22 protein-coding genes are annotated in these 24,942 nt (G+C 63.7%); 9 read left to right on the forward strand and 13 right to left on the reverse strand.

All coding sequences use genetic code 11. The features are described 5' to 3' along the window. The first annotated feature begins 79 nt into the window (after nt 1–79). From QCE58_RS20460 to oxlT, 4 genes are all read left to right on the forward strand, one after another. Nucleotides 80–535, forward strand: a complete 456-nt coding sequence (locus tag QCE58_RS20460; protein ID WP_008348110.1) for a RidA family protein — start codon at nt 80–82, stop codon at nt 533–535. Nucleotides 536–662: 127 nt separating this feature from the next. Then, nucleotides 663–1,421, forward strand: coding sequence for a GntR family transcriptional regulator (locus QCE58_RS20465; protein ID WP_250522018.1), 759 nt, complete (start codon nt 663–665; stop codon nt 1,419–1,421). Nucleotides 1,422–1,555: 134 nt separating this feature from the next. Then, nucleotides 1,556–3,175, forward strand: a complete 1,620-nt coding sequence (locus QCE58_RS20470; protein WP_250521927.1) for a gamma-glutamyltransferase family protein — start codon at nt 1,556–1,558, stop codon at nt 3,173–3,175. A gap of 101 nt (nt 3,176–3,276) precedes the next feature. Continuing rightward, the gene (oxlT, locus tag QCE58_RS20475) at nt 3,277–4,557 is read left to right on the forward strand and encodes an oxalate/formate MFS antiporter (RefSeq protein WP_244808217.1); all 1,281 of its coding nucleotides are present in this window, start codon (nt 3,277–3,279) and stop codon (nt 4,555–4,557) included. A gap of 21 nt (nt 4,558–4,578) precedes the next feature. On the opposite strand, the gene QCE58_RS20480 is transcribed toward oxlT, so the two are convergent. Further along, on the reverse strand, nt 4,579–5,430 hold the full coding sequence (locus QCE58_RS20480) for a LysR family transcriptional regulator (protein ID WP_008348117.1): 852 nt from the start codon (nt 5,428–5,430) through the stop codon (nt 4,579–4,581). 134 nt (nt 5,431–5,564) lie between these two features. Between QCE58_RS20480 and QCE58_RS20485 the strand changes: the two genes are divergently transcribed. After that, nucleotides 5,565–6,437: a DMT family transporter gene (locus QCE58_RS20485; RefSeq protein ID WP_250521928.1), complete on the forward strand. Its 873-nt coding sequence runs from the start codon at nt 5,565–5,567 to the stop codon at nt 6,435–6,437. A gap of 63 nt (nt 6,438–6,500) precedes the next feature. On the opposite strand, the gene QCE58_RS20490 is transcribed toward QCE58_RS20485, so the two are convergent. The 10 genes from QCE58_RS20490 to QCE58_RS20535 all read right to left on the reverse strand — a co-directional run bounded on the left by QCE58_RS20490 (nt 6,501) and on the right by QCE58_RS20535 (nt 16,446). Continuing rightward, a complete protein-coding gene (locus tag QCE58_RS20490; RefSeq protein ID WP_250521929.1) occupies nt 6,501–8,042 on the reverse strand; it encodes an amidase in 1,542 nt (513 codons plus the stop codon). Between the two features lie 29 nt (nt 8,043–8,071). Then, on the reverse strand, nt 8,072–8,836 hold the full coding sequence (locus tag QCE58_RS20495; RefSeq protein WP_250521930.1) for an SDR family NAD(P)-dependent oxidoreductase: 765 nt from the start codon (nt 8,834–8,836) through the stop codon (nt 8,072–8,074). 46 nt (nt 8,837–8,882) lie between these two features. Further along, nucleotides 8,883–9,533, reverse strand: a complete 651-nt coding sequence (locus QCE58_RS20500; protein WP_250521931.1) for an ANTAR domain-containing protein — start codon at nt 9,531–9,533, stop codon at nt 8,883–8,885. 1 nt (nt 9,534) lies between these two features. Then, nucleotides 9,535–10,689, reverse strand: a complete 1,155-nt coding sequence (locus QCE58_RS20505; RefSeq protein WP_008348129.1) for a transporter substrate-binding domain-containing protein — start codon at nt 10,687–10,689, stop codon at nt 9,535–9,537. A gap of 81 nt (nt 10,690–10,770) precedes the next feature. Then, entirely contained in the window at nt 10,771–11,757 is a 987-nt protein-coding gene (locus tag QCE58_RS20510; RefSeq protein ID WP_008348131.1) for an acetamidase/formamidase family protein, read from the reverse strand. A 12-nt stretch (nt 11,758–11,769) separates the two neighbouring features. Then, nucleotides 11,770–12,477 carry an ABC transporter ATP-binding protein gene (locus tag QCE58_RS20515; RefSeq protein ID WP_008348132.1) on the reverse strand — a complete coding sequence of 236 codons (708 nt, stop codon included), beginning with the start codon at nt 12,475–12,477 and terminating at the stop codon, nt 11,770–11,772. Beyond that, a complete protein-coding gene (locus tag QCE58_RS20520; RefSeq protein WP_008348134.1) occupies nt 12,474–13,184 on the reverse strand; it encodes an ABC transporter ATP-binding protein in 711 nt (236 codons plus the stop codon). The genes QCE58_RS20515 and QCE58_RS20520 overlap by 4 nt, the downstream gene beginning before the upstream one ends. Then, complete coding sequence (locus QCE58_RS20525; protein ID WP_008348137.1) at nt 13,181–14,263, reverse strand: ABC transporter permease subunit; 1,083 nt, start codon at nt 14,261–14,263, stop codon at nt 13,181–13,183. Before QCE58_RS20525 ends, QCE58_RS20520 begins: the two co-directional genes overlap by 4 nt. Nucleotides 14,264–14,271: 8 nt before the next feature. Next, nucleotides 14,272–15,141 carry an ABC transporter permease subunit gene (locus tag QCE58_RS20530; RefSeq protein ID WP_250521932.1) on the reverse strand — a complete coding sequence of 290 codons (870 nt, stop codon included), beginning with the start codon at nt 15,139–15,141 and terminating at the stop codon, nt 14,272–14,274. A gap of 72 nt (nt 15,142–15,213) precedes the next feature. Then, nucleotides 15,214–16,446, reverse strand: a complete 1,233-nt coding sequence (locus QCE58_RS20535; RefSeq protein ID WP_008348141.1) for an urea ABC transporter substrate-binding protein — start codon at nt 16,444–16,446, stop codon at nt 15,214–15,216. Nucleotides 16,447–16,783: 337 nt separating this feature from the next. Between QCE58_RS20535 and QCE58_RS20540 the strand changes: the two genes are divergently transcribed. Together QCE58_RS20540 and QCE58_RS20545 are read left to right on the forward strand one after the other, a co-directional pair. Further along, the gene (locus QCE58_RS20540) at nt 16,784–17,593 is read left to right on the forward strand and encodes a class II aldolase/adducin family protein (RefSeq protein ID WP_008348142.1); all 810 of its coding nucleotides are present in this window, start codon (nt 16,784–16,786) and stop codon (nt 17,591–17,593) included. A 100-nt stretch (nt 17,594–17,693) separates the two neighbouring features. Continuing rightward, the gene (locus tag QCE58_RS20545) at nt 17,694–18,998 is read left to right on the forward strand and encodes an MFS transporter (protein ID WP_250521933.1); all 1,305 of its coding nucleotides are present in this window, start codon (nt 17,694–17,696) and stop codon (nt 18,996–18,998) included. A gap of 9 nt (nt 18,999–19,007) precedes the next feature. Here QCE58_RS20545 and QCE58_RS20550 read toward each other — a convergent pair whose 3' ends face one another. Continuing rightward, on the reverse strand, nt 19,008–19,919 hold the full coding sequence (locus QCE58_RS20550; RefSeq protein ID WP_008348147.1) for a LysR family transcriptional regulator: 912 nt from the start codon (nt 19,917–19,919) through the stop codon (nt 19,008–19,010). Between the two features lie 152 nt (nt 19,920–20,071). Further along, nucleotides 20,072–20,284, reverse strand: a complete 213-nt coding sequence (locus tag QCE58_RS20555) for a DUF6900 domain-containing protein (RefSeq protein ID WP_250521934.1) — start codon at nt 20,282–20,284, stop codon at nt 20,072–20,074. A 320-nt stretch (nt 20,285–20,604) separates the two neighbouring features. Between QCE58_RS20555 and ptsP the strand changes: the two genes are divergently transcribed. Beyond that, the gene (ptsP, locus tag QCE58_RS20560; protein WP_250521935.1) at nt 20,605–23,136 is read left to right on the forward strand and encodes a phosphoenolpyruvate--protein phosphotransferase; all 2,532 of its coding nucleotides are present in this window, start codon (nt 20,605–20,607) and stop codon (nt 23,134–23,136) included. Nucleotides 23,137–23,157: 21 nt separating this feature from the next. After that, nucleotides 23,158–24,942, forward strand: a complete 1,785-nt coding sequence (ptsG, locus tag QCE58_RS20565) for a PTS glucose transporter subunit IIBC (RefSeq protein ID WP_250521936.1) — start codon at nt 23,158–23,160, stop codon at nt 24,940–24,942.

Genomic DNA, 24,942 nt, shown 5'->3' on the forward strand with positions numbered 1-24,942 from the left:
AATACAAATCGCGATCGCGATAGCCGAGGATATTGACCGGGTTACGCTAGTGTTTTGATCACATCACGGTGAGCCGAACATGAACGTATCCGAACGCCTTGCACAAGCGGGGATCGAACTGCCGGCGCCCATCGCGCCGCTCGGCTCCTATCGAACGGTTTCGATTGCGGGCAGTCAGGTCTATGTTTCCGGTCTCGGGCCTTTCGAAAACGGCAAGCCAATCGTCGGAATGGTCGGCGGCGACATGTCTGTCGAAACGGCGCGCCACGCGGCGCATCTGACGATGCTGATGATCCTGGCTTGCGTCGATCAAGCCTGCGGTCTGGACAACATCGAGCGATGCAGCCGGCTGACGGTCTACGTGCGCGCCGAACAGTCGTTCACGCAACATCCGCAAGTGGCCAACGGCGCCAGCGACCTCTTGCTGACATTGTTCGGACAAGACAGGCTTCCCGCTCGAAGCGCGCTCGGCGTGCATACTTTGCCGATGGGCATCCCGGTCGAGATCGACAGCATCTTCGAATTGAAGCGATAAATCGCGTGGCAGCTTCGCTGGCGAACGCGCCATTTATCCACAAAGCGATTTTTGCCGTCCGGCAATTCTGGCGACGCGCAGCCCTTTGATAAGCTTCCCGTCCATGCACGCTACCCCGCTCACCGTTATGGCCGACGCAAGCCTTGTCAACGCGCAAGACGCCGCGCTGTCCCGCGCGGATCATGTTTATTACACGCTGCGCGAGGAAATCTTCGACATGCGGATCCTGCCCGGCGACCGGCTGACGGAAGGCGCCATTGCGGAACGCTTCGGCGTATCGCGTACGCCTGCACGCGAAGCGCTGCAACGCCTGCAAAGCGATGGCCTGATGCAAGGCTATGTGCGCGGCGGCTGGGAAGTGGTGCCCATCGACAACAAGCGTTTCGACGACCTCTACGAGATGCGTCAGATGATCGAGGTCTTCGCCGTGCGCAAGCTCTGCAATGGCGAAACGCCGCAAGCCGATCTTCACTTGCTGCTCGATGCGCTCGATCGCATCTGGCGCGTTGGCCGTGCGCGCCGGGTCGTCGATGGACGAAAGCTCGTCGAACTGGACGAATCGCTGCATCATGCGCTGGTAGCGGCTGCGGGCAACGATGAACTCACCGCGACGATGCAGCGCGTCACCGACCGTATCCGCGTGGTGCGCCGGCTCGATCTCGTGAAGGGCGATGGCATCGCGGAGACGTATGAAGAGCATGCCGCCATTCTCGATGCCATTCGTCGCGGCGACAGCGCATCGAGCGTCGAACTGGTGTCGCGTCATATCAGCGGCAGCCAGGCAAGCGTGAGCGGCCTCACGATGCAGCGCCTGCTCGCCGCCCGCACCGAAGCGGGGCGTTCGAGCGTCGCGCACGCACCGGCGCGACCGCGGCGCACCATCTGACGGCATCGCCGCACTTCCTTCAAACATGCGGCAAACCACGCTGCAAGGCATAGCCAGCAAGGCTCCATAGGGTTTTCACGGACGCCTGGCACGGAACTCGCATTGACGATTTCGTTGTATACAAGGAAACGTCGATGTCTCTGGAAGTCTCTGCTGCACTCAATCCCACACGCGGCTCGCGCGGCATGGCCGTGGCGCCGCATGCGCTTGCATCGCAAAGTGCGCTCGCCGTCCTTCGCGAAGGCGGCAACGCCGTCGAAGCGATGATCGCGGCCGCCGCCACCGTCGCGGTGGTTTATCCGCACATGAACAGCATCGGCGGAGACGGCTTCTGGCTGATCTCGCGTCCGGGTCACGCGCCGATTGGCATCGAGGCGTGCGGTGCGGCAGCGATGCGCGCCGACATCGGCACGTATCGCGCGCTGGGCCTCGACGCCATTCCTGCACGCGGCCCGCTCGCGGCCAACACCGTCGCGGGCACCGTCTCCGGTTGGGACTTCGCGCAGCGCTTCTCGAAGAACACGCTCGGCGGACGCCTACCCGTTGCGCGTCTGCTGGAAGACGCGATTCATTATGCGAAGGCGGGCATTCCCGTCACGCGCAGTCAGTCCGACTGCATGGCGGGCAAGTGCGGCGAACTCGGAAACGTGCCGGGCTTCGCGCAAACCTTCATGCCCGATGCCCGCGTGCCGCGCACCGGCGAGCGCTTCGTCAACGCGCGTCTCGCCGCAACGCTGCAACAGCTCGCCGATGCCGGTCTCGACGACTTCTATCGCGGAGATCTGGCGCGCAGCATCGCGCACGACCTGTCGTCGCTGGAAACGCTCATCACCCTCGCCGATCTCGAACGGCACACGGCTCGCGAACGTACGCCGCTCGCGCTCACGCATACGCTGGGCACCGTCTACAACATGCCGCCGCCGACGCAAGGTCTCGTGTCGCTGCTGATTCTCGGCGTGCGGGACCGCGTGCTGACCGACGACATGAACCCGCTCGGCCCCGAGTTCGTCCATGCATGCGTCGAAGCGACGAAGCTCGCCTTCAAGGTGCGCGACGAACACGTGACCGATCCGGACCACATGCGCATCGATGCCGTCACGCAACTCGATCCCGCCGCGCTCGATGCGATGGCCCGGCAAGTGTCGATGTCGCGCGCCGCGCCCTGGGGCCGTGGCCGCGGTCCCGGCGATACGGTCTGGATGGGCGTCATCGATGGCGATGGCGTTGCCGTCAGCTTCATCCAAAGCATTTATCACGAGTTCGGCAGCGGCATCGTTCTCCCGCAGTCGGGCATCAACTGGCAGAACCGGGGTTGCAGCTTTTCGCTCGATCCGTCGTCGCTCAATCCGCTGATGCCGGGCCGCCGTCCGTTCCACACGCTCAATCCCGCGCTCGCCCGTTTCGCCGATGGCCGCACGATGGTCTACGGCAACATGGGCGGCGACGGCCAGCCGCAATCGCAGAGTGCGGTGTTCTCGCGCATCGCGCGATTCGGCTGGAATCCGCAGGCCGCGATCGATGCGCCGCGCTGGCTGCTTGGCCGCACGTGGGGCCAGTCGACCGACTCGCTCAAGCTGGAAGCGCGCTTTCCCGACGAGACCATCGACGCATTGCGCGCGCTCGGTCACGACGTCGAAGTGCTCGCCGCCTACGACGAAGCGATGGGGCACGCCGGCGCAATCGTTCGGTATCCCGATGGATTATTCGAAGCCGGTCACGATCCACGCAGCGACGGCTCAGCCGCCGGCTGGTAACGCTCAACACGCTCTTGCTTCGAAGTGATCCGGTTCCGCGCTCGTCGAACCGGAGGGCACGACTCATCCTTTTTTAGCCGCACATCAACCGGGGAACGCCTATGAACACACGCATCCAGACACTGCACGACGATGCGGCCGCGCCCGCGATCGCCGCTCACAACCGCTGGCTGCAACTCGGTCTCGGCCTGCTTTGCATGATGTCGATTTCGAGCCCGCAATACGTGTGGACGCTGCTGACGAAACCGCTGTCGGCGAAGCTCGGCGTGCCGCTGCCCGAGTTGCAGGTCACGTTCTCGCTGCTCATCATCCTGCAGACGTTCTTCTCGCCGTTTCAGGGCAAGCTGATCGACCGCTTCGGTCCGCGCCTGCTGATTTCGCTCGGCACCGTCATGTCGGGCCTGAGTTGGGTGCTCTCGTCGATGGCCGCGAGCACATCGATGCTGTATCTCACCTACGGTCTCGTGGGCGGGCTCGGCACGGGCATCGTGTATGTCGGCGTGGTCGGGCTGATGGTGCGCTGGTTCCCCGACCGGCGCGGCTTCGCGGCGGGCGCGGTGGCCGCGGGCTACGGCATGGGCGCAATCGTGACGACGTTCCCGATCTCGGCATCGCTGGCGGCGCGCGGTCTCGATGCGACGCTGTCGATCTACGGCATCGCGTTCGCGGTCGTGGGCTTCGTCGCATCGCAAGGCTTGCGCGTGCCGCGTGACGAAGCGCCGGCGAAGGCATCGGCGGTGGCGGTATCGAACGTGCCGAATCTGCGTCCTTCGCAAATGATGAAGTCGCCGCTCTTCTGGCTCATGTTCGCCATGATGACGATGATGTCCACCTCGGGCCTCATGGTCACATCGCAGATGGCGACCTTCGCGGCGGACTTCGGCATCACGAAGGTCGTCGTGTTCGGCATGGCCGCGCTGCCGCTCGCGCTGACCATCGACCGCTTCACCAACGGACTCACGCGCCCGCTGTTCGGCTGGGTCTCCGACAAATTCGGCCGTGAAAACACGATGTTCTTCGCCTTTGCGCTCGAAGGCGTGGCGATGGCGCTGTGGCTCCTGACGCGTGACAACGCCGTCTTGTTCGTGCTGCTCTCGGGCGTCGTCTTCTTCGGTTGGGGCGAAATCTTCTCGCTCTTCCCGTCCACCTTGACGGATACCTTCGGCACGCGCCACGCCACCGAAAACTATGGCTGGCTGTATATCTCGCAGGGCATCGGTTCGATCTTCGGCGGACCGCTCGCGGCGCTCTTGCATCAGCACGCGGGAAGCTGGGTGCCGGTGTTCAGCGTCGGGATCACGCTCGACATCGTGACGGCCGTGCTCGCGATGTTCGTGCTGAAACCGATGCGGGCGAAGTTTCTCCAAAGAGCCGGCGCTTGAATGCTCGAATCGTGCGCGGCGCTAAAGCCGGAACTGCTGCCGCAGCGCCGTTGCGAGCAGATCGATGGCCTCGGTTGCGCGTCCGGTGTCACCGCGCATCAACACCACCTCGTGATCGGCTACATGCGCAAGACCGTCGATCACGCGCATGTCCGCGGTGACTCTTGCCCGGTCGAGCAGCGTCACCGCGAGCCCTGATTCGACGCACGCCTTGATGACTTGCGTCGATGCGCTGTCGAGCACGACTCGCCACTTGCGCCCCGCGGCTTCCAGTGCGTCTGTCATCGCCAAACGATAGGGACACGGCTCGGCGTACAGCGCCAATGGAACCGGACGTGACTCGTCGAGCGCGAACGTCGGACTGCCGACCCAGACGGGCGTCGTCAGCGTCAATACGTTCGCCGATCTGCTTCGGTGCGCGGGCTGAACGAAGATCGCCAAGTCGAGCTTGCCGCGCGCGATCTGATCCCGCAGCTTGAAGCTCGGCGCGGTCTTCACTTCGAGCACCACGTCGGGCCAGCTCGTCGCGAAGTCCGGCAGGATGTCATGAATCACATGAGCAGCGTATTCGTCGGGGATGCCGAGCACGACGCGGCCCGCCAGCCGTTTGCCCTTGATCTCGTCGATTATCCGGTCGTGAGCCGCCAGCAACTCGCCCGTGCTCGCCAGCAACCGTTTGCCCAACACGGTCAGCGTGACCGACTGATTGTCCCGCTCCAGCAATCTGCCGCCCGCAGCGGCTTCCAGACGCTGAATGTGAAGGCTCACCGCCGCCGGACTTCGGTTGACGTGCTCGGCCGCCGCCCGGAAGCGCCCCAGCCGCGCTATCGCGTGAAAGGTCCGCAGCAGTTCGATGTCTAGCACTGTGCTCATCGTGTGATCCCGGGTGGTTTAGCGTTGTTGAACGACCGGATCAGTATATTTTGATTTTCGAATCCACGGCGGCGCGCTAGTGTGGATGCATGGCGAGAACATACACAGACCAGCCCGTGCCGGGACGGAGCCCCATGCCGCTGCCTTTTCTCGAAGCGGCAATGGTGCTCGCCTGGAGTTCGGGCTTCATCGGAATGCGGTTCTCGGCGGACTATGCGCCGGTCTACCTGGTGACGTTGTGGCGGTTCATCGCGCTGTCCATCGGCTTGTTTCCGTTTGTGGCGCGGGAGATGCGGCATGCGCCCAAGTCTGTTCTGATCCGGCAATCATGCATCGGCGCATTGGCGATGGCCGGCTATCTTGCGGGCGTCGCGGGTGGCGTGCAGCTTGGCGTGCCCGCCGGTCTCGCGGCCCTCATCGCGGACTTGTTGCCTGTCGGCGTGGTGCTGATTACCACGTGTCTCTTTCGCCAGCGCAGCCCGGCTGTCGTGTGGGCCGGATTAGGGCTCGGTCTTGCCGGGACGCTGATCGTCTGTCGCGATGCCCTTTCTCTCGGCAGCGCGCCCGCATGGGCCTATGGACTGCCGGTCGCGGGGATGCTATCGCTCGCGGCGGGCACCGTCTGGCAGCAACGTTCTTCGCACTGCGGCACCCTGACTCCGCTCGGCATGCTCTGGCTGCAGAGCTTGGTGTCGTGCCCGATCTTTCTCGCGTTGCAAGCATCTCAAGGCCGCATTGCACCGATGCTGTCCGCCGGTTTCGCGGCGAGCGTCGCGTGGAGCGTCATCTTCGCGACGCTCGGCGGATGCGGTCTTTACTGGGCGTGTCTGCGGCGGACATCGTCTGCTCGCGTGACGAGCGTTCTGTTCCTCAGCCCGCCCGTCACGCTGATCTGGGCATGGGCGATGTTTCGCGAGCCGCTATCGTGGCTGATGGCTCTCGGCACGGTGATATCCGGCGCGGGAATACTTCTTGTCGTCAAGCGCAGCAGCGGCGATGGCGGCTAGCGCGGGATTCGTGCGGCCCGCCCGCAAAGGCGAGCCATTCGACGCACGCGCGTGCAACCCGCGTCAGGCGAGCACAGGCGCCTTCCGCTTGCCCGCGCCTTGCTCATACGCATAGGCCAACGCGAGCAAGGCGCCTTCGTCCCACTGGCGGCCCACGAAGATGAGGCCGAACGGCGAGCCCGACGCGTAATAACCCGCCGGCACCGCGACGCCCGGCAGACCCGCGATATTGATCTCGCCCACGGTCGTTTCCTGAATGGTGTCCTTGCCGTGTAGCGGCGGAAGCTCGCAACGCATCTGCGGGAAGACGAGGGCATCGAGTCGTTGCTCGTCGAACACCTTGTCGAAGAGACGCAGATAGCGCGCCTTCAGTGCGACGAATTCGGGCATCTCCGGCGGCAGCGACGGATTCGCCAGCGCGGCCTTGAAATCCGCCAGGTTATGCATGAAGTTCAACACGCCGTCCGGACCGAATGCGTCTTCGTCCTGCGTGGCCTGCGCGAACTCCGCGAAGGTCTTCAGCGCCGCGCCCTTGCCGAGCCGTTCGAGATACTTCTCGACATCGTAGGGAATGGATTCGAGACCGCGCGCATCGAAATTGGCCAGCGGCGCAGTCGTCTTGCGCAAATCGGCGAAGCCCGAGCCTTGAAACGGATCGTCGATCAGCGTCGCGCCGAGCGATACCAGTTCGCCCTTCGCACGCTCGTACAACGCGGCGGCTTCGTCGGAAAGCGGCTGATTGCGCCACCCGGGACCGTAGAGCCCGATGCGTTTGCCCCGCAGCGCGTTGCCGTCCAGCGCGGCCGCATAGCCGCCTTCCGGTTGCCGGCCCACGCTCGCGAGCGTCTTCGGGTCTTCGCTCGTATAGCCGGCGAGCACGTCGAGACACAGCGCGGCGTCTCTCACGTTGCGCGCGATCGGCCCGACGACATCGCGGTTGCCCGACAACGGCACCACGCCCGCATTCGGCACCAGACCGATGGTCGGTTTGATGCCCACGAGATCCTGCGCCGATGCGGGATTCTGGATCGATCCGCCGGTTTCCTCGGCGAGCCCGAGCACCGCCATGCCCGATGCCACCGCCGACGCCGTGCCCGCGCTGCTGCCGCCCGGCACGCGGTCGCGCATCGCGACATTGATCGTGGGGCCCGCCCAGCTATCGTTGGCGTGCGAGCCGGTGTGGCTCAGGATCGGCACGTTCGTCTTGCCGAGCAGAATCGCGCCCGCACGACGCATGCGCGCGACGACCGGCGCATCGCGCTCGGGCATCAGATCGACGCCGCCCGTCTTGCTGTACAGCTTCGACCATCCCGCGGTGGTCGGGAAGCCGACCATGTCCATCGGGTCCTTGATGACGACCGGCACGCCCGCGAGCGGCCCCAATGCTTCACCGGCCGCGCGCCGTTCGTCGATGCTGCGGGCATCGTCGAGCGCCGCCGGATTCAGAAAGATCAGCGCGTTATAGGTGCCGTTATGGCGCTCGATCCAGTCGAAGCAGGCCCGCGCCAGTTGCTCGGCCGTGAACTTGCCGCGCTTGAATCCGTCCTGCACGCTCTCGACCGTGAGGTTGACGAGATCGATGTCGATCGCACTGCGTGTTTCCATTCGATGCCCCCGTTGAGTTGCCCGGTTTGTCAGAGTTGAACGCCGCGCGTGAGCGCACCATCGACGACGATGTTCGCGCCGCTCACGAAGCTCGCCGCCGGACTCGCAACGAACGCCACCGCATTCGCGATCTCCTGCGGCTTGCCCATGCGGCCGGTCGGATTGAGCGCCAGCGCGCGTTCGAACAGCGCCGGATCGTTGTGCTCGATCCAGTCCCACACGCCGCCTTCGAAGTACACGTTGCCCGGCGAAACCGTGTTCGCGCGAATTCCCTTCGATGCGAGTTGATTCGCGAGCCCCTGCATGTAATGCACGAGCGCGGCCTTGAAGACGCCATAAGGTCCCGCAGCGAAGTCGATCTCGCGTCCCGATACGCTCGAAATCGCGACGATCGAAGCAGCCTTGCTCGCGGTGAGATACGGCATGGCGGCATCGACGAGATTGACCGTGCCGAGCAGATCGGTCTCGAACTCCTTGCGCCACGATTCGATGTCGTTGCCGATAGCAAGCGCGCTCACGTTGGACACGAGGATATCGAGCCCGCCCCACTCCGCACCCACGCGCTCGACCCAGGCCTTGAGCGCCGCGCCATCCGACACATCGACGGCCGCGCCCGATGCCCGAGCGCCGCTCAGTTCGGACAGCGCGCTCGCAGTCGCCGCGACGCTGGCCGCGTCGCGTGCGCAAATGGCCACGTCGGCGCCCTCGGCAGCCAGCGTCCGCGCAATCGCGAGACCGATGCCCTTGGTTCCGCCGGTGACGATCGCCTTCAAGCCCTTCAGTTGCAGGTCCATGTTCGTCGCTCCTTTGTACGTCGATGAAAATGGCGGCACGACGCGCTCACTCCCGGTCGCGCCCGTCCTCCGTTGAAAGTCCGCGCGCGATCTGCAGGACTTCGCCCGCCTGAATGACGGAGTGGCAGATATCGTCGATGGTCACGCGCTTTTCCATCGCCTGCGCGCGCAACATGTCGTACGCTTCGCGCTCGCTCACGCGATGCATGATCATCAAAATGTTCTTGGCTTCCTGCAGATGCCGGCTGTCGAGCAGCTTCTGTTCGAGCCTCGCGATGCGTTGCGTATGCTGACGCGTGCGCCTCGCGTGATAGAGCGCCATCACCACGGTGGACAAGAGACCGGAGGCGCGAATGGGCGTCGTGACGATGCCGTCCGATCCCAGCTTGATGGCCTGATCGATGAACGTCGGGTTCTCATACGCCACCACGCAGATGACGGGCGGCGCATCCGGACCGCTCCACTCGCCCTTCGGCGCACGCTCTTCGGGCAGCAACGCGCGAAACACCAGATCGGTCTTCTCGGGCAGCGTGTCCGTGGGCGGCCAGCATCGCTCCACCTGAAAGCCCATGCGCCTCAGATGATTCGTGAGCGTCAGTCCGTCATCGTCATCGGGATGAAACACGACGACGCGCGCATTGCGCTCGAGAATCGAACCCGTCAGGCTTCGCTGGCCTCTGTCTGTTCGCGCGCTCACGTCAGTACTCTCGCGTGCTCAGCTTCGTGACCCAGTCCCCGAGCGTCTGACGCGTCATGTACGGATCGGGGCCGACGGCGAACTTGGACTCGCGCAGGATCGTGAACTGGCCGTCGGCATTCGCGCGGCCGATGCGCGGATAGAGCGCCATGTGATGATTGACCGGATCGATACGCACGCGGCCTTGCGGCGCAGCGTATTCCGAGCCGAGCAGATGCGGCATGATCGCCCCGATCTCGTCGGAGCCCGAGCGCGCGTAGGCCTCGGCGAACATGTGCATCTGATAGTACGCGGCCTCCCAGTTCATGTCGGTCGGGGTATCGGAGCCGTAGCGCGACTGATGATGCGCCACCGCGCGATGATTCTCTTCCGTGTCGATGCTCTGAAAATACGGCGCCGCCGTGATGTGCCCCGCCGCGATGCCACGCTGCATCGCGTGGATTTCCGTCTCCGATGTGTTCAGGCTGCCGATCGGCATGCGCGACGGATCGAAGTCCGCGTGCGCGTAGGCATCGTAGAGATACGGCACGGTCGCGCCGATGACCGTGCTGAAGATCCAGTCCGGCGACTTGCGCCGGATGTCCGCGACGACCTGTTCGAACTGCTCGCGCGTGGCGTCGAGCGAAAGATAGCGTTCGCCGAGGATCGCGCCTTCCGGATGCTGAAGCAGCAGCTCCTGCATGGTGCGGTTGCATTCGTACGGATAGACATAGCTCGAACCGACGAAATACACGCGCGCGCCGAACGTCTCCGTCATGAAGTCCGCGAGTTGCACGCCGTTCTGATTGGGCGACGCGCCGCTGTAGATGATGTTGTCCGAATACTCGAAGCCCTCGTACATCTGCGCGTAAATCAGCAGACGGTTGTGCTTTTCGACGACGGGCAGCATCGCCTTGCGGCTCGTCGATGTGTATCCGCCGAAAATCGTATTGACGCCGTCCTTCACGATCAGACGCTCCGCAAGCTCGCGGAACGCAGCCGGATCGGACGCGGGATCGTAGTGGACGGCGACGAGCTCGCGCCCGCCTATGCCGCCGCGCGCATTGATCTCTTCGACGGCGAGGCGTGCACCACGCCATTGAGACTGCTCGAGCAACGCGGTCGAGCCGCTCGTCGAACACAACAGGCCCACTCGGATGGGATCGGACAAAGCCATTTCGTGACACGCTCTCGAATGCGCGCGGAACGGCGGCCCCGCGCGTGATACCAACTGCTCTGGATTCGTCTGACTGACGCGTTATTTGAGGTAGTGCTTGGCGACCATTGCGCCAACCGTGTATTTTGGATCGACAAAATTGCCCAGTCGAACCTTGCCGACCTGACTCAGCATCATGTACGCGTCCCACTTGTCGAAGCCGTATTCCGCGGCCATCCACAGCACGAGTTCACGGTACGCGATGCGCGTCGCGTCTTCCAGCGGCCGCGCGCTGCCGATGCTCATCAGCGCATCTTCGTTTTCGAGGCGCGGCCAGTCGATCTGCCACTTCTTGATGAGATCGACGCGCACGGTCGTCGTGCTCTGATATTCGACGGCCGTGCCGCAGACTTCGCCGTCGCCCTGACAGGCGTGTGCATCGCCGATGAACAGCCGTCCGCCCGGCGAGCGCACCGGCAAGTACGTGATGCTTCCCGGCCCCATGTCGGGCACGTCCATGTTGCCGCCGTGATTGTCGGGGGTGAGCGAATTGATCGAATCGATTTCGGGTGAAAGACTCAGCGTGCCGATATGCGGCTTGTACGGCAGCGTGTTGCGTTTGCTCCAGTACACGTTTTCTTCGTCGATCTTGATCTTGCGCACCACTTCGGGCAGCGGCTCGTTCAGGAGCGCGGTGTAATCCGTGCCCGTCAATCCGCCGAAGTTCGGGATCATGCAGCAGAAGCCGTGCGGATCGTCGCCGCGCGGCGCCATCTTTTCGATGTAGACGGCGACCACATCGCCCTTCTCCGCGCCCTCGATCATGATCGGCCCGTTCTGCGGATTGAGGAACGGCACCTGCAGCACTTGCGACGGCTTGTCCGTCTCCTCCCTGATCTTGCCTTCGAACGCGTCGCGCGTTTCCACGACGACGCGATCGCCGGGCTTCACATGCAAGACCGGCTGCGAGTACGGGCCGATCGTGTAGTGATACGTCTTCTGCATTTCCTCGGTCAGATGGTGTTCCACCGGCTCGCGATCGGCGCCGACGCCACGCTTCATCATGATCGAGTCTTCAAGCCATTTCATGTTTCGTCTCCGTCACAGTGCCAGATACTGGCGAATCAGTTGTTCGTCCGCGAGCTGCGCGGGGCTCAGCGTCTCGACGATGCGGCCCTTGTCCATCACGCAGCAGCGCGTCGCGATGCGTTCGACCATCCCCATGTCCTGCTCGACCAGCACCACGCCGATGCCCGTTTCACGCGCGATCTGCTGAAGCGTCTCGCCGATCAGATCGACGATCGATGGCTGGATGCCTTCGGAGGGCTCATCGAGCAATACCACTTTCGGCGAACTGATGAGCGCCCGCGCGATCGCAAGCTGCTGCTGTTCGCCGCCGCTCATGGTTCCGGCCTTCTGCTGGTAGCGCTTCTTCAGAATCGGAAAATAGCCGACCACCTTGTCCTTCATCTGCGCCGCCTGCGCGCGATTCGCCTGCGCGCCGACCTGCAGGTTTTCCGCGACCGTCAACGCGCCGAAAATCTCGCGGCCTTGCGGCACGTAGCCCATGCCCTTCTGCGCGCGAACATACGGCTTTTCGTGGCCGATGGATTCGCCATCGAGTTCGATGCTCCCCGCATCGAGATCGATCAGCCCGATCAACGCGCGCATCAGCGTCGTCTTGCCGACGCCGTTGCGCCCGATGAGCGCCAGCACTTCGCCCGCCCCGACGCTCAACGACACGCCGTTGAGCACGCGTCCGCCGCCGTATCCCGCTTCCACGCCCGACACCTGAAGCAACGCGCTCATTTCTTCTTCCCCAGATAGACTTCCGCGACATCGTCGCGTGCGAGGATCTCGTCGAGCGGGCCATCGGCGAGCAGGCTTCCTCCGTGCAACACGGTCACGCGCGACGCGATCTGCTTGACGAAGGTCATGTCGTGCTCGACCACCATCATCGTGAGACCCGCAGCCGACAGACGCTTGATGAGCTCGCCGGTCGCATGGGTTTCCTCGACGGACATGCCGGCGACGGGTTCATCGAGAAAGAGCAGCTTCGGACGCAGCGATACGGCCATCGCGATTTCGAGCCATTGCTTCTTGCCGTGCGACAGATTGCGCGCGAGCACATGTTCCTCGTTTTCCAGCATGAAGCGCTGCAAGAGTTCATCGAGGCTTTCGGGGCGATCGTCCTTCGCGCGATGCAGCGACAGTTGCAAGTGCTGACGCACGCTCAGGTCCGGGAACACGCCGGGAATCTGGAACTTGATGCTCATGCCCATGCGAATGCGTTCGTGCGGCAGCACATGACTCATGTCCTGGCCGAGAAACATCACGCTGCCTTCCGACGGCCGGTGCTCCCCCGTGATGAGCTTGAAGAACGTGCTCTTGCCCGCGCCGTTCGGCCCGATCACGCAGCGAATCTCGCCTGCATCGATGCGGAAGTCGATGCCGTTGATGACGTGCGCGCCGCCGAAGTGCTTCTTGAGTCCGCGCGTTTCCAGCAGCGTGGTCATGACTTGCCCTCCTCCCGTTTGAGACATGCGCCGCCGCGAGGCGCATCCTGACCCGCGCGGCCCTGCATGCGCCGCAGATGCCGCGCGACGAACGGCAGCAGACCTTCCGGCGCCGCGAGCACGACGATCAACAGGATCGCGCCGAGCAGGATCAGCGCGTACTGGCTGCCGTACACCGCGAGATTCTGCGAAAGCCACACGAGGAGCGCCGTGCCGAGAATGGTCCCGCCGATGCTCTTTCTGCCCGACGTCGCCACCCAGATCACAGGCATGGCGGCGGACGTGAGGCCCATCGTCGAGGGCGTGATGTAGGAGCCCCAGATCGTGTACAGGGCGCCCGACAATCCGCCGAGCGCGCAGCCGAGCACGAACACGAGCAACTGATGCCGGCGGATATCGACGCCCAGCATCTCGGCGCGCTGCGGATTCTCGCGAATGGCGATGAGCGTGAGGCCGAACGTGCCGTCGAGCAGCTTGCGCATCGCGGCATAGACGACGATCAGCAGAATCAGCACGAGGTAGTAGAAGCTCGCGTTTTCCAGCGTGAGCGGTCCGCCCGGCCAGGGAACCGTGAGCGGCGGCATGCCGCCCATGCCGTTGTAGCCGTTCAGGCGCGCTTCGCCGATCGCCCATTGCGGACCGGCCGTCTGCGACATGAACGTTTCGAGCACGAGCGTCACCGACAACGTGACGATGCCGATGAACACGCCCTTGATGCGGCCATAGAAGATCATGTAGCCGATCAGCGCCGCCGCGACGATGCTCACCACCAGTCCCGCGCCGAGACCGAGCCACGAATCGAACCAGGCATCGCCGTAATTCAGCGTGAAGATGCCGTAGCTGTAGCCCGCCAATCCGAAGAAGGCGGTCTGCCCGAAGGACAGGATGCCGCCATAGCCCCACATTGCGGCGAGGCCGACCGCGCCGAACGCCCACAACAGGCAGTACGCGAGATTGCCGCTCGTGGTGGCATCCACGACGAGCGGCAGCGTGAGCGCCACGAGCCAGGGCACGTAGTGCGCCGCGCGAGTCGTGGCGCTCGCGGGAGATAGCCGCGAAGGCTCTTTCGTTTGCTTCACATTGCCTCCTAGCGCGCGCGGGAAAAGAGGTTGCCGAGACCTTGCGGCATCAGCCGGATCACGACGATGACCGTCACCAGCAAGCCGATCTGCCCGAACAACTGACCATACGAGGCCGTGAGCGCGGTCTGGATGACGGCGAGCACGGCCGCGGCGGGCGTCGTCCCCGCGATCACGTTCGCGCCGCCGACGACCACCGACACGAACGCCTGCACGATGAAGTTGCTGCCCATCGTCGGCACGGCGGTCATGGTCGGCGCATAGAGCGCGCCGGTCAGGCCCGCGAGTCCCGCGCCGAGCGCGAACGTCAGCGTATAGAGACGGTCCGTGCGCAGGCCGAGACATTGCGCGATGCTGGCGTTCTGGATCGTCGCGCGGGCGCAGACGCCGTAGTTCGTCTTGAAGAACAGCAGATAGAGCGCGAACAGGATGGCCAGCGCGATGCCGGGCAGCACGGCGCGGTACGTCGAAAACGAATAATCGCCGAGCGAGAACGATCCGAACGGCGTGCCGATGCCTTCTATCGAAGGTCCGGCGACGAGCAGCATGGTCTGCTGCACGATGAGGCTGATTGCCCACGTCGCCACGACGGAATCGAACAAGCGGTCGTACAGGTGGCGAATCACGAGCCGCTCGATCACCACGCCCGCGAACGCCGCCGCGAGCGCCCCGAGCAGCATGGCGAGAGGAAGCGGCAAGCCGCGCTTGGCCGCGATGATCGTCACGTAGGCGCCGCACATGATGAACTCGCCATGCGCGAGATTGATGACGCCCATCATGCCGAAGATGACCGCGAGACCGAGCGCCGCGAGCACCAGATAGGCGAAGCTGTCGCCGAACTGATAGATGAGCGAATAGAGAACCGAAAAGGTGGCCATGCATGCTCCACGTTCAAGAGACCTGCGCGCGCCCGTCGTGTGCGTCGCGCGCGCCGGCCCGGATCAGGACGATCAGGACTTCTTGGGCAGGTTCGATGGCGTGTACTGGCGATGATCCGGCTTGTTGGGCAGATCGCAGCCCACCTTGCCGAGCCAGTACGGCTGGACGTCGTCCCAGACCTTCGGAATATCGACCGAGTGATCGTCCTTCACATGCACGAGGTAAATGGTGTGGCTCGCGTGATGGCTCTTCGGGTCCATGCACACCTTGCCCTGCGCGCCTTCCGTGCAGATGCCGCTTTCGAGCGCCTTGCGCACCGCGTCCTGATTCGTCGTTTTGGCTTTTTCGACGGCGGCCTTGTAGAGATAGATGGCGTCGTACGCGTTCGCTGCTTCCTGATTGATGTACGGCTCGTTCGGGAACTTCGCGTGGAAGCGCTTCTTGAAGTCGTTGCTGGCGGGCGTATCGACTTCTTCGACGTAGTTCGCCGTCACGTACATGTCCTTCAGCGCAGGCGGTTTGAAGCGCTTGTGCTCATACGCCTGACCGACGTTGACCGAACTCGCCATCGGCAGATTCAGATGTGCCGACGCCTGCTGCTCGTAGTACGACGCCTGATTGGCGCCGACCAGCAACGTCACCACGAAGTCGGGCTTCGCCTTCTGGATGTTCTGGATCGTCTGTCCGAACTGCGATACCGACAGCGGAATGAATTCCTCGCCGGCCATCGTGCCGCCGTTCTCCTTGACGATGTTGCGGACCCACTCGGCGGAAATCTGCCCGAAGTTGTAGTCGGCGGCGATGGTGTACACCTTCTTGCCGTACTTCTGCATCATCCACGGGATCAGCGTCGAGAATTGCTGTTCGGGCACGGCGCCCGTGACGAACGTGTTGGTATCGCACACGCCGCCTTCGTACTGATTGTCGTACCAGTAAAGCTGTTTCGCGCGGTCCATGATCGGCCGAATCGCTTCGCGAGATGCGCTCGAGAATGCGCCGAAGATCACATCGGGCTTGTCGGTCTGAACGAGACGCCGTGCCAGTTCCTGGAACTTGGTGTTGTCGGATTGCGTGTCGTAGGCGATCAGCGAGACAGGACGTCCGAGGATGCCGCCCTTCGCGTTGATCTCATCGACTGCGAGTTGCGTGGCGTGAATTTTCGGAATGGTCGCCAGTGCGAAGTTTCCCGAGGCATCTTCCAGCAGGCCGATCTTCACGGGATCGGCGGCACTCGATGCGAGCGAAGTCAGTGCAAGTCCTGCGGTAAGGGCGAGACGCATCCAGCCCGACGGCTTCAGCAACATGCGGATTCTCCAGAAATGAGCGCTAGAACAGGGGGAAAAACGCGGACAAAAAAAAGCCCCCTGACGAACCGCGGGTTCGTCAGGGGGCTTCTGTGCCGGATCCTCGGGCGGACATCTTTGTCAGGCCGCGAGGTATGGAGCCCAGTCTAATGCGTCAAATTTTTCCTTGTCAACGGTGGACAAAAATCGCCGGATGGCCGAAATCGCACGCGCGGCACAGGCGCCGGTGAAGCGGCGGGCCGGACGATATGCATAAATCCTATTCCGGATAGCCCCTGAATCCGCCGAAAGTCCGCTTCTATACTGGCATTCCATACCTTCACGAGGAGACGAAACGATGTTGATGGACGCCAAGGACTCGGTCTACAGTCCGACACAGGACGACCTGATTTTTCCGCAAGAACCGACGTTTTCGAGTTCCGCCGAGGAACGCCGCTATCGCAAGGAGCATCTCGCGGCCGCGTGCCGGATCTTCGCGCGTCATGGCTTCAGCTTCGGCTTCGGAGGCCATCTGACGGTGCGCGATCCCGAGCATCCGGAGCTTTTCTGGACCAATCCGATGTGCGTGCCGTGGTCGCGCACGAAGACATCGCAACTGGTGCTCGTCGATCATTCGGGCACGGTGATCGAAGGCAAGTACGCCGTGAATCGCGCGGGCTATGTGCTGCATTCGGCGATTCACGCGGAGAACCCCGACATCATCGGCTCGTGTCACGCGCATACCGTCAACGGCGACGCCTGGGCCGCGATGGGCAAGCCGCTCGACTACGTGACGCAGGACGCGTGCATGTTCTACGGCAGCCATACGGTGGTGCGCGATGGCGCGGGCAAGGTGCCGGTCGCGAATGAATCGGGCAATCCGATCGCGCGCGCCTTCAACGATCACAAGGCCATCATCCACCAGAATCACGGGCTGCTGACCGCGAGCCGTCACAGTATCGACGATGCCGTGTGGACGTTCATCGCGCTCGATCATTGCTGCAGGATGCAACTGCTGATGGACGCGGCCGAGTCGCGCCCGATCGAGATCGATCCGGAGTTCGCGGAGTATTCGCATCGCCATCTGGGCAATTCGTTCATCAGCTGGCTGCATTTCCAGACCATGCTCTACGAAATCAACGAGCAGGAGCCGGATTACCTCGACTGACCCATCGGTGTGCGAGGTACGGCGGCGGGATGCGCCATGTCGCAACTTGCCCGCGCATGCCGCCCGAGAGCGCTCAAGAAAATCTATATTGGAGACACGCATGGACGCGCTATATGGCGAAGAAGCCGTCAGACAGACGGACATGAGCCGCACTTACTACCGAGCCTACTGGCGGCTGTTGCCGCTATCGCTGATCTGTTATCTCGTTGCCTATCTCGACCGCGTCAACGTTGGCTTTGCGAAACTGCAGATGCTCGACGCACTGCGTTTCGACGACGCGATCTACGGCCTCGGCTCGGGCATCTTCTTCGCGGGCTACTTCTTCTTCGAGGTGCCGAGCAACCTCATCATGCGCCGTGTCGGCGCGCGTAAGTGGATCGCCCGCATCATGCTGACGTGGGGCGTCATCTCGGCGGCGATGATCTTCGTGCAGACGCCGATGCAGTTCTACATCGCGCGCTTTCTGCTCGGCGCCGCCGAAGCCGGTTTCGCGCCCGCGATCATGTATCTGCTCACGCTGTGGTTTCCGGCCCGCTATCGCGGCCGCGCGATGTCCATCTACGTGATGGGCGCGCCGCTCGCGTTCGTCGTCGGGGGTCCGATCTCCGGCTACATCCTGCATGCGTTCTCCGGCAACGCGCATATGGCTGCGTGGCAATGGCTTTTTCTGATCGAAGCGATTCCGGCCGTCGTGCTCGCGTTCGTCGTGCTTGCCTTTCTCGATGACGATCCCGCGCGCTCGCGATGGATCAGCGAGGACGAGCGCTCGAACGTGCTGGCCGAAATTCGCGCGGAGAACGCCGGCAAGATCGATCATCCGAGCGTGCGCGCGTTTCTCGCCAACCGGAAGCTGTGGTGGTTCTGCGCTATCTTCTTCTGCCTCATCATGGGCCTCTACGCGCTCGGCTTCTGGATGCCCTCGCTCATCAAGCGCAGCGGCGTGACCGATCCGTTGTCCATCGGCCTGTATTCGGCGGTGCCGAACGTCGTGGCGGCGATCGCGCTGTTCGTGTCGAATCGCAGCGCCGACCGCACCGGCGGACGCCGCGCGCATTTCGCCCTCTTCATGCTGATCGGCGCGGTTGGACTGGCCACGAGCATGTGGCTTTCGGCAGGCCCGATCATGACGACGCTCTGTCTGTCGATCGCGGCGGCGGGCGTCTATTCGTGCGTCGCGCTCTTCTGGGCGCTGCCGACGAGCCTCTTCGTCGGCGCATCGGTCGCGGCGGCGCTCGCGTTCATCAATTCGGTCGGGAATATCGCGGGCTTCGTATCGCCTTATCTCGTCGGCATGCTCAATGTGATGGTCGGTCACGCGGAAATCGGCATGTACGTGATCTCCGCGTTTCTCGTGCTCGGCGCGGCGATGACCATGCGTCTGCCGAAGACGCTCGACGACAAGTGAAACGCCGGCTCAGGCGGCCCACGGCGGCCGCTTGAGCCTTTCCGTCACGTAGTCGATGAACGCCCGCACACGCGGATGCAGCGACGAGTCGCGCGGATACAGCGCATAAATCGCGGTTTCGTCCTTCGGCTGGAAGTCGGTCAAGAGCGGCACGAGCATGTTGCTGCGAATCGACGGAAGCACCATATGCTCGGCCATGCGCGTGATGCCGACGCCAGCGAGGCACATGTACACCGAGCTCACGCCGCTGCTCGTCTGAAAGTTGCCGTCGATGAGCATGGACGTGCGCTCGCCATCGACCATGAAGGGCCAATGGTTGAGATGATCCATCGGCGGCTCCCACATCAGGCAATTGTGGTTGACGAGATCCGCCGGCACCGAAGGCACGCCGTGCCGCGCGATATACGAAGGCGACGCGGTCACGACGCGTTGCAGATGACACAGCTTGCGGCTGACGAGATTCGAGTCCTGCAGGCTTCCCATGCGGATCGCGACATCGAATCCTTCGCCGATCACATCCGCGAGCGTATCCGACAGCGACAGGCGCACCCGCAGGCCGGGATAGCGCTCCAGAAAGCCCGGAATGAGCGGCACGATCTGATCCATGCCGAACGAAGTCGCGACCGTCACGCGGATACTGCCGGTCATGTGCTGACCCGCGCGCGCGAGTTGGGCTTCGCCGGTGTCGATGTCGTCGAGAATGCGCTTGCACAGCGCGAGATATTCGTTGCCTTCCTGCGTGACCTGCAGACTGCGCGTCGAGCGCCTGAGCAGCGCGACGCCGAGGCGCTTTTCGAGCGCCGAGACCGCGCGGCTGACATACGGCTGCTGAAGGTTGAGCATGAGCGCCGCAGCGGTGAATCCGCCGGTTTCCGCGACGGCCTTGAAAATCCTCATTTCGACGAGGCGTTCGTCCTTCATGTACTCGGTGCGGCCTAAGCGATGATCAACCAGCGATCTTAGCCAGCGGCCGCTTACTTCTATATCGGGAGTTGCACGGGTATGGATTCCCGGCCGATTCGAGCGGCTCGAGCACGGGCTCGCGACCTCAGAAACCGTCTCGCCAACCGTCTTCAGACGGTGCTCGCCGCGCGCTTCACGCCGTTTCCGACCAAAAGACCCAAGTCGTAAGCGCGTTCGAGCGCGCGCCCGAGTTCCTCGACGCGACACATGCGGATGTCCGCGCTCGGCTTGCCGATCGGATCGAACGATTGAATGCCTAGCTCGTCGCGCGCGATTGTCAACAGCGGCTCCCAATAAGCTTCAGTCTTGTTGCGGTAGGTCATGGTTTGCGCTCCTTTCTCTTGCATTTATTACTTAACAAGCTTAGTAGCGCGAGCCCCCGTTACCTGCGACGGATCGCCGCGATTCGAATGTCGTCTCTAGAAATCGTCATTGCGCCGCGAAACAATAGCGCGCTTTTTGCCGCCACTGCTCTTGAAAGCAGAACGCGGCGTTTCAGAATCCGAATCGATGTGGGCAATCCGGCACGTACTGCGCGCTTTTGCGAACGCACATCCATTCGGTCAGCGAATCATGGAGCCGTTGCCTATGATTGATCTCAGGCCGGTTCCAGCTCATCGTCAAAGGACAAGGAGTCGTTCACATGAAAGCTCCTCAACGTTTGGCACGAATCGAGTTGATAGCGCCGTTGTCAGGCGTGATGGTCCAACTCGACACCGTGCCCGATCCAGTTTTCGCGCAGAAGATGGTCGGCGACGGCGTATCGATCGATCCCACTTCGGACGAATTGCTCGCCCCGCTCTCGGGGACAGTCACGCAGCTGCATCGAGCGGCGCACGCGGCGACGATCACCGGCGAAAGCGGTCTCCAGGTGCTGATCCACATCGGCCTCGACACCGTGATGCTGCGCGGGGAAGGCTTCACGCCGCTCGTCAAGGAAGGCGACACCGTCACGACCGGCCAGCCGCTGATCCGCTTCGATCCGGTCGTCGTCGGCGCGCGGGCCGTGAGCCTGCTCACGCAGATGGTCATCGCCAACGGTGAGCTCGTGACCCGCTACGTGCCCGCCACGGGCCTCGTCACGGCGGGCAAGGACGTCGCGTTGACGGTCGAATTCGTCGGCGCCGCCGCGGACGACGCGAGCGGCGGCCCAGCAGGCGCCATCCGGTCAGACGAAATCACGCTGCCGAATCCGCAAGGCCTGCACGCGCGGCCCGCTGCGGTATTCGCCGCCGAAGCCAAGAAATACAAATCCGACATTCGCGTCCTGCGCGGCGACGACAGCGCGAACGCGAAATCCGTCGTCGCGCTGATGGCGCTCGCGACGAGCTTCGGCGACAAATTGCGCGTCGAGGCCGCCGGCCCCGATGCCGGCGAAGCCGCCGCCGCGCTCGCGCGCCTGCTCGCGTCGGGCTCGGGCGAAAAGCCCGGCGACGCGCCCGCGCCCGCCGTTGCCGCGGCCGAACCGGTCGCACCGGCGCGCGCCCCGTACACGAACGCCAACGAATTCACGGGCGTATCCGCGTCGCCGGGACTCGCGGTCGGCAAGATCGTGCAATTCCGCCGCGAAGTCATCGACGTGGCCGAGGCGGGCGAATCGCCGCAACGCGAACGCGCACGGCTCGACGCCGCGCATCACGAAGCGCGTCAGCAAATCGAGGCGCTGAAGGCGAATCTGACCGATCCGTCCAAGGCGCAGATCCTCGACGCGCACCTCGAACTGCTCGACGATCCCGATCTCACCGACGCGGCCATCGCCGGCATCAGCGACGGCAAGAGCGCGGGTTTTGCGTGGCGCGCCGCGTTCGAGACGCAGGCGAGCAATCTGGAGAGGGTCGACAACGCGCTTCTGCGCGAGCGTGCGGGCGATATCCGCGATGTCGGCCGCCGCGTGCTGGCGCTGCTCGCGGGCGTAAAGCAGGCGCATATCGACGTGGCGGACGAATCGATCCTCATCGCCGAGGAGCTTTCGCCCTCGGACACGGCCTCGCTCGATCGCAGCAAGGTGCTCGGTTTCTGCACGACGACCGGCGGCGCGACGAGTCACGTCGCGATTCTGGCGCGCTCGCTCGGCATTCCGGCGATCTGCGGCATCGACGAAGATGCGCTGCAATTGCCCGATGGCACGCTCGTCGTGCTCGACGGTTCGCACGGCAGCCTGCGGCGCAATCCCAGTGCGGACGATCTGGCCAAGGCGCGCGAGCGCATCGACCGTCAGACGAAAAAGCGCGAGGAAGAGAAAGTCGCCGCGAGCAAGCAGGCCGTCACGGCGGACGGGCATCGCGTCGAAGTCGTTGCAAATATCCGGAATGCGCAGGAAGCGCGCGATGCGGTCGCGGCGGGCGCGGAAGGCGTCGGACTGCTGCGTTCCGAATTTTTGTTCGATAACCGCGACACCGCGCCGTCGGAAGACGAACAGGCCGCCGAATATTGCGCCGTGGCCGAAGCGCTCGGCCGCGAGCGTCCGCTCGTCGTGCGAACGCTCGACGTCGGCGGCGACAAACCGCTGTCGTACCTGCCGCTGCCGAAAGAGGACAACCCGTTCCTCGGGCTGCGCGGCGTGCGCGTGAGCCTCGATCGTCCCGATATGTTCCGCACGCAATTGCGCGCGATTTTGCGGGCCGCGCCAATCGGCAATCTGCACATCATGTTCCCGATGGTCGCGTCCATCGAGGAAGTGCGCGCGGCCAAGCGGCTTCTTCAGGAAGAAGCCGGCGATCGCATCGACAGCGTCAAGGTCGGCGTGATGATCGAAGTGCCGTCCGCCGCGCTCATCGCCGAGCCGCTCGCGCGCGAAGTCGATTTCTTTTCCATCGGCACCAACGATCTGACGCAGTACACGGTCGCGATGGATCGCGGACATCCGAAGCTCGCGAAACAGGCGGACGCGCTGCATCCGGCGGTGCTGCGTCTGATCGGCATGACCGTCGATGGCGCGCACAAGCATGGCAAGTGGGTCGGCGTGTGCGGCGGCATCGCGTCCGATGCGATGGCGGTGCCGGTGCTCGTCGGCCTCGGCATCGACGAGCTGTCGGTCAGCGTGCCTGCCGTCGGCTCGATCAAGGCGCAACTCGCGCGCCTCACGATGGGCGAAGCCCGCCAGCTCGCGGCAAAGGTAATCACGTTGGGCACGGCCGCCGAAGTGCGCGCCCTGCTCGCCCCGTACGCGGAATAAGCGGAACAAGCGGAGAAAAAAATGTTCAAAAACGCATTCGGCGTGGTGCAGAAGGTCGGCAAGTCGCTGATGCTGCCGGTCGCGGTGCTGCCCGTCGCCGGCCTCTTGCTCGGTCTCGGCGCGACCGATTTTCATGGCTACGTGCCCGCCATCATCCTCGAACTGATGAAGAACGCCGGCGACGTGATCTTCGGCAATCTGCCGTTGATCTTCGCGATCGGCGTGGCGCTCGGCTTCACGGAAAACGATGGCGTATCGGGAATCGCCGCGACCATCGGCTATCTCGTGATGACGGCGACGCTCGGCGTCATCGCGAAGCTCGAAGGCGTCGAGCCGACGATGATCATGGGCATTCCGTCGATCCAGACCGGCGTGTTCGGCGGCATTCTCGCGGGCGGTCTCGCGGCGTGGATGTTCAACCGCTATTACCGCATCACGCTGCCGGCCTATCTCGGTTTCTTCGCCGGCAAGCGCTTCGTGCCGATCGTCACGGCCATCGGTGCGATCGTGCTCGGCGCGGTGCTGTCGGTCGTGTGGCCGCCGATCGGCGGTGTCATCAAGGCGTTCTCGCAATGGGCGGCGGTCTCCGATCCCCGCACCGCAGCCACCGTGTACGGTTTTGTCGAACGTCTGCTGATTCCGTTCGGTTTGCATCACATCTGGAACGTTCCGTTTTTTTTCGAGGCGGGCAGCTTCCTCGATCCGACGACAGGCAAGATCGTTCATGGCGACATCAACCGTTTCTTCGCCGGCGATCCGACCGCGGGCATTCTGTCGGGCGCCTTCCTGTTCAAGATGTTCGGCCTGCCCGCCGCAGCGATCGCGATCTGGCATTGCGCCAAACCCGAAAAGAAGGTTGCGGTCGGCGGCATGATGGTGTCGGCAGCGCTGACTTCCTTCCTCACCGGCATCACGGAGCCGATCGAGTTCGCGTTCCTGTTCGTCGCGCCCGTGCTGTACTTCATTCACGCGTGTCTCGCGGCGTCGGCGCAATTCGTCGCCAATACGCTGAACATGCACATGGGCTTCACGTTCTCGCAAGGCGCGATCGACTTTTTGATGTTCAACCTGATCGGCAACAAGGCGACGCACGCGTGGTACGTGTTCATCCTCGGGCCGATCTATGCGGCGATCTATTACGTCGTGTTCCGTTTCGTGATTACGCGCTTCAATCTCAAGACGCCGGGACGTGAGGACGATACGGCGGCCACTGCCGCGGTAAGTTCCAGTGGCGTCGGCGGACGCTCGCGCGATCTCGTGCTCGCGTTCGGCGGCCGCTCGAACATCAAGAGCCTCGATGCGTGCATCACGCGCCTGCGCATCACGGTGAACGATCCGTCGCTCGTCGATGATGCAAGGTTGAAGGCGCTCGGCGCTGCGGGCGTCGTGCGCGTCGGCAACGGCGTGCAGGCGATTTTCGGGCCGCTGTCGGAGAACATGAAGACCGACATGCAGGACTATCTGAAGACCGCGGGAAGCGACGCCGATCTGCCAGTGGCGGGCGCAGCATCCACCGCCACAGCTTCCGACGCGATGAGCGCCCCGGGTGCGGCGCCCGCGCAGGATGCAGCGCAGCAGAAGGCGCGCGCGGAAAAGATTCGCGCGGCGCTGGGCGGTGCGGCCAATATCCTCAAGCTCGAACCGCTCGCGGCCACGCGCTTGCGCGTCGCGCTCGGCGATGCGTCGCGGCTCGACGGCGCCGCGCTGAAAGCAGCGGGCGTGCCGGCGACGCAGCCGCTTGCCAACGGCGAAGTCGATCTGATCGTTGGACTCGAAGCGGAGAGCCTTGCGGGCGCGATGCGTTGA

Source organism: Caballeronia sp. LZ028 (assembly GCF_031451415.1).
Classification (GTDB): domain Bacteria; phylum Pseudomonadota; class Gammaproteobacteria; order Burkholderiales; family Burkholderiaceae; genus Caballeronia; species Caballeronia zhejiangensis.